This window comes from Bradyrhizobium sp. ORS 375, assembly GCF_000239775.1.
Classification (GTDB): Bacteria; Pseudomonadota; Alphaproteobacteria; order Rhizobiales; family Xanthobacteraceae; genus Bradyrhizobium.
Window position 1 is genome coordinate 1 of the sequence record NZ_CAFI01000381.1, and the last position, 8,955, is coordinate 8,955.

The 8,955-nt window shown below is 65.0% G+C and carries 7 protein-coding genes; 2 read left to right on the forward strand and 5 right to left on the reverse strand.

Annotated elements, in window-relative coordinates; genetic code table 11:
• Positions 1-317: 317 nt before the first annotated feature.
• Positions 318-776, forward strand: a complete 459-nt coding sequence (locus BRAO375_RS26120) for an ATP-dependent metallopeptidase FtsH/Yme1/Tma family protein (protein ID WP_139031473.1) — start codon at positions 318-320, stop codon at positions 774-776.
• Positions 777-889: 113 nt separating this feature from the next.
• Here BRAO375_RS26120 and rpoD read toward each other — a convergent pair whose 3' ends face one another.
• The 4 genes from rpoD to BRAO375_RS26140 form a co-directional block, all read right to left on the reverse strand.
• Positions 890-2,998 carry an RNA polymerase sigma factor RpoD gene (gene rpoD / locus BRAO375_RS26125; protein ID WP_009030445.1) on the reverse strand — a complete coding sequence of 703 codons (2,109 nt, stop codon included), beginning with the start codon at positions 2,996-2,998 and terminating at the stop codon, positions 890-892.
• Positions 2,999-3,408: 410 nt separating this feature from the next.
• Positions 3,409-5,415, reverse strand: coding sequence for a DNA primase (dnaG, locus tag BRAO375_RS26130; protein ID WP_009030447.1), 2,007 nt, complete (start codon positions 5,413-5,415; stop codon positions 3,409-3,411).
• Between the two features lie 266 nt (positions 5,416-5,681).
• Positions 5,682-6,092 carry a gamma-glutamylcyclotransferase family protein gene (locus BRAO375_RS26135; protein ID WP_009030448.1) on the reverse strand — a complete coding sequence of 137 codons (411 nt, stop codon included), beginning with the start codon at positions 6,090-6,092 and terminating at the stop codon, positions 5,682-5,684.
• Positions 6,093-6,128: 36 nt separating this feature from the next.
• Positions 6,129-6,953: a transglutaminase-like domain-containing protein gene (locus tag BRAO375_RS26140; RefSeq protein WP_009030449.1), complete on the reverse strand. Its 825-nt coding sequence runs from the start codon at positions 6,951-6,953 to the stop codon at positions 6,129-6,131.
• A 231-nt stretch (positions 6,954-7,184) separates the two neighbouring features.
• Between BRAO375_RS26140 and BRAO375_RS26145 the strand changes: the two genes are divergently transcribed.
• A complete protein-coding gene (locus tag BRAO375_RS26145; protein WP_009030450.1) occupies positions 7,185-7,988 on the forward strand; it encodes an N-formylglutamate amidohydrolase in 804 nt (267 codons plus the stop codon).
• Between the two features lie 102 nt (positions 7,989-8,090).
• Here the strand turns inward: BRAO375_RS26145 and BRAO375_RS26150 are convergent.
• Positions 8,091-8,955, reverse strand: an 865-nt coding sequence (locus BRAO375_RS26150) for an aminotransferase class I/II-fold pyridoxal phosphate-dependent enzyme (RefSeq protein ID WP_035642277.1), incomplete at its 5' end; no start/stop codon positions are given.

Sequence of the window (8,955 nt, forward strand, 5' to 3'; positions counted from 1 at the left end):
TCGCGTGCATGGATGGGTCGGAGACGCCCTCTCCCGCAAGGGGAGAGGGCGCTACATCTAACAGCTCCAAGCGAGATCACTTAGTTCGTAGGCTTGGCAAAGCGACCCCGCAGGCGGCACGTGCCCGTGTTCACGTGTATCGCTCCTGCTGGCAAGTTTGTCCGGCGAAGGATACGCCAGGGGATGGGACGCACGAGATTTCTAGTAGGCGAGTGCGCGATCTGTGAGAAATTCCACATTCCGGACACCTCCGGATGGTCGATATCCTATGTCGCACGGTATCTTGCATCCTCGCGCATCTTAAGCTCGACAAACCGATGGCCAACGAACACAGATCACAGACCATACGCGATCGATATGGCGCCGCCGTCCACGAAGCGGGCCACGCAATCGTGGCCTCTGCCTTGGGATTGAGAGTGGGATGCATCGAGATCGCGATTGATGACGACGAGGCAAAGGCAGTCGTCGAAATTGAAGACAGCGCTGAACTCGATCTTATCGACCAACTAGCGATCTGTGCGGCAGGAATGGAAGCTCAGCGAATGTTCTCAGCGCGGACTCACGATGGCGCAGGCTGGGCCGACCAAGGCATGATGATAGGACTAGTGCAACACTTGAACGCGGACGATAGTCAAAGAGTGCGTTACGCTGGTCATCAGCGCGCGCATGACCTACTAATTGAGCACACTGGCAAGGTCGAGCGCCTCGCAGAGCTTCTCTTGAACTCGAGGCGCTTGGAGGCTGAAGATCTAGCAGCCTTTTTTCGGAAGACCTGATCCGCTCTCTTGCGAAAAAATCCCTTGAACAAAAACGGCGAACCTTTCGGTCCGCCGTCGTTATCTGATGGATTGCCGGGTCAAGCCCGGCAATGACGTTTCTTGAAAAGCGATCAGTTATCCAAGAACGACCGCAGCTTCCTCGACCTCGACGGATGCTTCAACTTGCGCAACGCCTTGGCTTCGATCTGGCGGATACGCTCTCTGGTCACCGAGAACTGCTGGCCCACCTCTTCCAGCGTGTGATCGGTGTTCATGCCGATGCCGAAGCGCATGCGCAGCACGCGCTCTTCGCGCGGGGTCAGCGAGGCCAGCACACGCGTCGTGGTCTCGCGCAGGTTCGACTGGATGGCGGCGTCGATCGGCAGGATGGCGTTCTTGTCCTCGATGAAGTCGCCGAGGTGGGAGTCCTCCTCGTCGCCCACGGGGGTTTCGAGCGAGAGCGGCTCCTTGGCGATCTTCAGGACCTTGCGCACCTTCTCCAGGGGCATGCCGAGCTTTTCGGCGAGCTCCTCCGGGGTCGGCTCGCGGCCGATCTCGTTCAGCATCTGGCGCGAGGTGCGGACGATCTTGTTGATCGTCTCGATCATGTGCACGGGGATGCGGATGGTGCGGGCCTGGTCCGCAATGCTGCGGGTGATCGCCTGCCGGATCCACCAGGTGGCGTAGGTCGAGAACTTGTAGCCGCGGCGGTACTCGAACTTGTCGACCGCCTTCATGAGGCCGATGTTGCCTTCCTGGATCAGGTCGAGGAACTGCAGGCCGCGATTGGTGTACTTCTTGGCGATCGAGATCACGAGACGGAGGTTGGCTTCCACCATCTCCTTCTTGGCCTGACGGGCCTCGCGCTCGCCCTTCTGCACGGAGTGCACGATCTTGCGGAACTCGCCGATCTCGAGACCGGTGAGGGCGGCCAGCGACTGCACCTCCTGGCGCAGATCCTTGATGCGGTCCTTCTCGTAATGGACGAAGTTCTTCCAGCCCTTGGCCGAGAGCTTCGACACGCGGTTGAGCCAGCGCGGATCGAGCTCCGAGCCCTGGTAGTTGCGGAGAAAATCCTCGCGGGCGACGCCGTGGGAGTCGGCGAGCCGCATCAGCCGGCTCTCGAACGAGACCAGCTTCTTATTGATGTCGTAGAGCTGCTCGACCAGTGAATCGATGCGCGCCTGGTTGAGGCGCAGCGATTTCACCTCGACGATGATCTCGTCCTTGAGCTTCTTGTACTTGCGCTCCTGCGAGGGCGACAGCGACTCGCTCTGCAGCTGGTTGGCGATGTCCTGCTCCTGCAGGCGGCGCAGCTTCTTGTATTCGGACGCGATCTTGTCGAAGGTCTCGACCACCTTCGGCTTGAGCTCGGCCTCGATGGCGGCGAGCGACATCTGGTTCTCGAACTCGTCGTCGTCCATGTCGGCTTCGGCCGCCGCCTCGCCGGGATCCTTCTCCTCGGCTGGCGCGCCGTTCGGCGCGGCACGGAACGGCGTCGCCTGCTGCGGCGCCGCGGGAGGGGCGACCGCGGCCTGGATCTCACCGCCCTCGCCCGCCTCGCCGTCGCCGGCCGTGGGGGCTGCGATCTGCGGGTTCATGCCGCCTTTGGAGTCGGGGCCGGCATAGGTGGCTTCGAGATCGATGATGTCGCGAAGGAAGATCTTGCCTTCGTTGAGCTCGTCGCGCCAGATGATGATGGCCTGGAAGGTCAGCGGGCTCTCGCAGAGCCCTGCGATCATCGCCTCGCGGCCGGCCTCGATGCGCTTGGCGATCGCGATTTCGCCCTCGCGCGACAAGAGCTCGACGGTGCCCATCTCGCGCAGATACATGCGCACGGGATCGTCGGTGCGCTCGCCGGGCTCCGACTTCTTGACCTCGGTGACGGCCTTCTGCGTGATCTCGACAAGCTCGTTGTCGGTCTCGTCGTCGCCGTCGTCCTTCTCCTCGGCCTCGTCAGTCTCCTCGGCCTCGGTCACGTTGATGCCCATATCGGACAGCATCGACATGATGTCTTCTATCTGTTCCGGCGAGGTGGTGTCGGGAGGCAGCACCTCGTTGAGCTGATCAAAGGTCACGAAGCCGCGCTTCTTGGCCTGCTTGATCATCTTCTTGACGGCGGCGTCCGACAGGTCGAGCAACGGCGAAGGCGCGTCGGCGGCGTCCTTTTCGGGAGCGTCCGCGGCCTTGTCGTCCTTTTCCTTGTCCTTCACCTGCAGCGTCTTTGCCTTCGTGGCCATTCATTGCTCCCGAAACGCGCCCGCTTCGCCCGTGGCATCATAGCCCTTGGCATCGCGGCGCCCGCCTGCTCTACTCAAACTGTTCTCGACGCGGAAAGGGCGGCGCACTTTTAACGTCGCCACCCCCAAAGGTCTGTCGCTGGTGTCGTCCCGTTTTCGGACCGGCGCGCGTTTCTTGCAAAAGCGATACCGGTTTTGCAATCGAATCCGGCGCCCGAAAGGGGCGCTGGTGTCCGACAGCGAAACCAACCCATCTGCCGCAGAAAATGCCCCGGACCTCTTAAACTTCGATTAACCCTGTTTTTGCAGCCAAACCATGGATTTGGCGAGTCTTTTCGCGCGACCTGGAACCGGCATGGATGGACCGGGCCGAAATGTGCTCGTCAATGACAGGGCGCCGCGCCCGAATTTTACACGTTGCGGTTGGTACGCCCGGACAGTTCCCCGAAGCCTTCGATCAGCGCCTCGGTGCCGTCCATCTCAGCCATCCTGGCCTTCACGTCCCTCAACCAGCCCATGTTCGGCTCGCTCGGCTCCTCGCCCAAGGCAAGCTCGGCATCCTTCAATTCCCTAAGTAATGAGTGCCATTGCCGATGCAAGGCGACGAGCTGGTGCCAGGTCGCAAGAACGTCATCGCGCGCGGCGCCGGGCTTGGCGGCCCACACGGCGGCGGTCGTGATTGCCCGCTCAACCCGTTGAAGTAGCTCGGAAAAGCCCGACTTATCGAGGTCGGCGCGCATCTTCTCGGCCTGCTCGTCGGGATCGGGCGAATGGTGGTGGTCGTGGGCGAAGGCGGCGATGATGGCGGCGCGCAGCTTGTGCGCCTCGGGATGGGCGAGCTCGAGGGCTGCGACCTCCTCGAGATGGTCGTGCAGGATCCAGGGATGGTTGATCAGGCACTGCAGGATCAGCGCCTCGCGGCGCGAGATCGCCGAGCGCTGGCCGCGCATGATCGGGCTCATGGCGAGCTGCGGGCTCGCCGCCATGTAGGGCCCGCGGGCCATCGCCGGGCCTGTGGATGGCGCACCGCCGCGGCGGCCGCCCCCTGTGGATAACCGCCCCTGCTGTCCGGAACCGGGACTGCGGGGGCCGAACCGGCGTCCTGATTCGGCACCGAAGCCGCGGCCGAAGCCTCTTCCGCCGTCGGGGGCGAACGCCCGGTACAGCCGGTCGCTGAGGTCCTGCTTGTAGTAGCGGCGTACCACTTCATCGGCGATGCCGCCGGTGAGCTGGCCGATCCGCGCCTCCAGCGCCGCACGCCGCTCCGGGGTGGTGAAGCTGCCGCCTTCGATCTCGCGCGACCAGATCACCTCCGCGAGCGGCTTGGCGATTTTCAGCACCTCCTCGACGGCGCCGCGGCCGCCTGATCGGACGAGGTCGTCGGGGTCCTGTCCCTCGGGCAAGAGCGCGAAGCGCAGGCTCTTGCCGGGCTTGAGATGCGGCAAGGCGATATCGGCGGCGCGATAGGCCGCCTTCTGGCCGGCGCGGTCGCCGTCGAAGCAGAGGATCGGCTCGTCGACCATCTTCCAGATCAGCGCGAGCTGGCTCTCGGTCAGCGCGGTGCCGAGCGGCGCCACCGCGCCGGCAAAGCCGGCGGCGACCAGCGCAATGACGTCGACATAGCCCTCGACCACGATCATCGGCGCGCCATTGTGGGCGGCCTGGCGGGCACTCGCGAGGTTGTAGAGGTTGTCGCCCTTGTGGAAGAGCGGCGTCTCCGGCGAGTTGAGATATTTCGCCGGCACGTCCTTTTGCAGCGCCCGGCCACCGAAGGCGATGACCCGGTTGCGGAGATCGGTGATCGGGAACATCACGCGGTCGCGGAAGCGGTCGTAAGGCACCGGGATGTCGTCGCCGCCGACCAGCAGGCCGGCCTCGACCATGTCGTTCACCGGTATGCCCTGGGCGCCGAGATATTCCTTCAAGGCGAAGCGATCGGGCGGCGCGTAGCCGAGGCGGAACTGAAGCTGCGTCTGCGGCAGGATCGCGCGGTCGGCGAGATAGCCCCGCGCTCTTGCGCCATGGCGCGAGGCCAGCGTGTCGGCGAAGAACTTCGCCGCCAGCTCCATCACGTCATACAGCGTCTTGCGCTGCCGCGCCTCGCGCGCCGCATCCGGCGTCGCCACCGGGAGCGCCAGGCCGGCCAGCCCCGCCAGCCGCTCGACAGCCTCGGGGAAGCTGCAGCCCTCGGTCTCCATCACGAAGTCGAAGATGTTGCCGTGCTTGCCGGAGGAGAAGTCGTGATAAAAGCCCTTCTGGTCGTTGACGTAGAAGGACGGCGTCTTCTCCTGCTGGAACGGCGACAGCCCCTTCCACTCGCGCCCCGCCTTCTTGAGCTTCACGCGCTTGCCGACGACATCCGACACCGGAAGCCGGGCGCGCAGCTCATCGAGGAATTCAGGCGTGAAGCGGGCCATGGGCGGCGGGGCGGTCCTGTGTGGGTGGACTTACGCATATAGGCAGCCGGGTACGAAATGTGAACTTCCTCGGCCTTGTCCGGGCTATTCACAGGCCGCGCTCTCTCCCCCGTCATTCCGGGGCGCCCGCAGGGCGAGCCCGGAATCCATAACCACGAACGGCAAAGAGGCGCGATAGCCGCACCACCTGCGTGCTTCCGTGGGGTTCGTGGTTATGGATTCCGGGCCCATCGCTGCGCGATGTCCCGGAATGACGGCGGAGAAGCCTACGGCGCCAGGAAGCGGCCCGAGGCGATGCGGGCGGCCTCGTCGACCGGCCAATTGTAGACATAGGTCCAGGCCTCGCGGACCGAGCCGTCGGCGAGCGTCACATGGAGGCGCTGGCGGAGATATTCGGTCGGCTGCGCAAAACCCTCGCCGCACGCCTCGTACATGTCGAACTCGCGCAGCATCGGCTCCGGCTGGCGCAGCCGGAACAGCTCGCCATGCACCTGCTCGGCATCGTCATCGGACAGCACGAGGCCCGGATAATGCTGGATGCGGTAGAGCCGGCCGCGGCAGCTGGCCTCAGCGACGAAATCGGCATTGGCCGACAGCAGCCGGGCCATCGGATGGTCGAAGCCGCGCATCAAGGTGCCGTAGACGAACAGAAGATCGAGGGTGGTGTCGGAGCTCATGCCTCTGCATAGCCGCCCTTGAGGGGCAAGGCCAGCTCACGCCGCGCCGCGGGCCGGTACGATCTGGTCGCTGACGACGTGGAATTTCGTCAGGGTCATCCGGCCGAACGAGGTCGACAGCGCGACGTCGGCGGCATCGCGGCCGGTCGCCATCAGGATGCGGCCGATGCGCGGGGTGTTGTGGCGCGCATCGAAGGTGTACCACTGGCCGGAGAGATAGGCCTGGAACCAGCCGGAAAAATCCATCGGATACGGCTCCGGCGGAATGCCGATGTCGCCCATGTAGCCGGTGCAGTAGCGCGCCGGAATCCCCATGCAGCGGCACAGTGTCAGCGCCAGATGCGCGAAGTCGCGGCACACGCCGGTGCGCTGCTGATAGACGTCGTGTGCCGACTTCATATGGTGGGCGTGCTCGTAACCGAAGCTGACATGCTGGTGGACGAAGTCGCAGATCGCCTGCACACGCGCCCAGCCCGCCGTCGCCTGGCCGAACAGCGACCAGGCGACGTCGGTGAGCTTGTCGGTCTCGCAATAGCGGCTCGGCATCAGATAGAGCAGGAGATCATCCGGCAGCTGGTCGATCGGCAATTGTTGGGCCTTCGGTTCGACCGCATCCGGCAGTCCGCTGTCGCGCACGATGGCGCTGCCGTGGAAGGTCACGCCGCCGCTCGGCGCCACCAGCCGGCCGCAGATATTGCCGAAGCTGTCGTGGTAGAAGCTGATCGGCACCACCGGCTCGGTGACGATGGTCTCGCTGCCGATGAGGTCCTGGCGGCGCGAGGGATGGATCGACAGCATGATCACCATCGGCGTCGCCGCGGGCGCCGCGTAGGCGATCTCGAATCCGACCTTGATCTCCATCAGTCCCCTCTTCCACCGGTGCGACATGTGCTTCAGCAGATCGGTCGCGCCGCCGGCGCGCTGCAGAGCTTCCACAGCAGCGGCTGGCGCCGGCGATATCAGGCCTTGTGATCGCCGCGCAGGATCGGCATCGTCATCGAATCATCATCGCGGTTTTCGGCCCTGCAATCCAGATTCACCTCTGCTCAATTGCAGTTCGTCATGCCGCCTGAATGAGCAACGAACGGGATCATGAGTCAGCCGAGCACGACCGCACCAACACGACTCCTTCGAGCCGACGAAGTTCCGCCGGTCTACGAGCAGAACGCCGATGGCGCCTCGGCACTGGTCTTCACCTGCGATCATTACGGCCGGCTGCTGCCGCGCGCGCTTGGCAACCTCGGCCTTGATGAGAGCGAACTGGAGCGGCACATCGCCTGGGACATCGGCATCGCAGGCGTGGCCGAGCAGGTGTCGCGCGCGCTCGATGCGCATCTGGTAGCGCAGCGCTATTCGCGGCTGGTGATCGACTGCAACCGGTCACCGGGCGCACCGAACTCGATCCCGATGATCAGCGAGCGCACGACCATTCCCGGCAACGAGGGACTGACGCAAGAGGACGCCGAGCTCAGGCGGCGCGCGATCTTCGATCCGTATCACGACCAGATCACCGCCGTGCTCGATGCGCGCAAGCAAGCGGGGCGGCCGTCCATTCTCGTCTCGCTGCACAGCTTCACGCCGGTCTACGCGGGGATTGCGCGGCCCTGGCACATCGGCACGCTGTATCAGCACGACAAGGTCTTGCCGCCCTTGCTGCTGAAGGCGCTGCGCGCCGAGCCCGATCTCGTGGTCGGCGACAACCAGCCTTATGCCGTCGGCGACAACACCGACTACACGATCCCCGTGCACGGCGAAGGTCGCGGGCTGATCAATTCGGGCATCGAGATCCGGCAGAACGAGATCGCCGAGCCCGAGGGCCAGCGGACCTGGGCCGAGCGGCTGGTCCGCATTCTCGGCGAGATCGAGGTCGAGCTGCGCAGCAAGGGCCTCGCCTAGTCCTCGCGCTTGTCGAGCAGAGGTGCCGAAGATCTGGAGATTCCGGGTTCAAGGCCTGCGGCCTTGCCCCCGAATGACCGTAAGTAGCGGCGGTGGCTCTAGCTACTCCGTCATGTCGGAGGCGTCGTGGTGCGACAGCAGGCCGGCGAGCCGCCATAGCGCCGTGCGCAGATCATCATGGCTCGGCAAGCCCAGCGCGAGCCGCACCGCATTCGGTGAATGGCCATGCGCCACCGCGAACGCGCTCGCCGGCGTGATCGCGACGCCTGCGCGTGCCGCCGCGGCGGTCAATGCCTCGGCGCGCCAACCTTCAGGCAGATGCAGCCAGACGTGATAGGAGCGCGGATCGGCGTCGATGCGATAACCGGCGAGGCATTCGGCGACGATCGCCTGGCGGACCACGGCATCGGCGCGCTTGCGCTTGGTGATCTCGGCCGCGGTGCCGTCAGCGAGCAGGCCCATGCCGGCGGCCAATGCGAGCGAGGTGACCGACCACGCGCCGGTGCGGACGGTTGCGGCGAATTTCTCGCGCAGATGCGACGGGACGTAGAGGAAGCCGACGGCAATGCCCGGCGCCAGTCTCTTCGCGAGGCTGTCGACCACGATGACACGCTCCTCGGCCTGCGCCGCCAGCGACACCTGATCGCTGAGGAAGCCGTAGACGAGATCCTCGATGATCATCAGTTCGTGCTTGCGCACGAGCCGCACGATCTCTTCCCGCCGCGCTTCGCTCATCGTCAGTCCCAGCGGGTTCTGCATGACCGGCTGGATGTAGATCGCGTTCAGCGCGCTGGTGCGATGCGCCTTGGCCAGGGCGTCCGGGCGGATGCCCTCGGCGTCCATCGCGATCGGCACGAGCGCAACGCCGAGCCGCGCCGCGATACCCTTGATCATCGGATAGGTCACGGCCTCGACGCCGAGCCGGCCGCCGACCGGCACCAGCGCCGAGATCGCCGCCGCCAGCGAC

Bases quoted from the DNA above. Each gene is read 5' to 3' on its own strand.
- BRAO375_RS26120 (WP_139031473.1), top strand. From the start codon at position 318: ATGGCCAACGAACACAGATCACAGACCATACGCGATCGATATGGCGCC.
- rpoD (WP_009030445.1), bottom strand. From the start codon at position 2,998: ATGGCCACGAAGGCAAAGACGCTGCAGGTGAAGGACAAGGAAAAGGAC.
- dnaG (WP_009030447.1), bottom strand. From the start codon at position 5,415: ATGGCCCGCTTCACGCCTGAATTCCTCGATGAGCTGCGCGCCCGGCTT.
- BRAO375_RS26135 (WP_009030448.1), bottom strand. From the start codon at position 6,092: ATGAGCTCCGACACCACCCTCGATCTTCTGTTCGTCTACGGCACCTTG.
- BRAO375_RS26140 (WP_009030449.1), bottom strand. From the start codon at position 6,953: ATGGAGATCAAGGTCGGATTCGAGATCGCCTACGCGGCGCCCGCGGCG.
- BRAO375_RS26145 (WP_009030450.1), top strand. From the start codon at position 7,185: ATGAGTCAGCCGAGCACGACCGCACCAACACGACTCCTTCGAGCCGAC.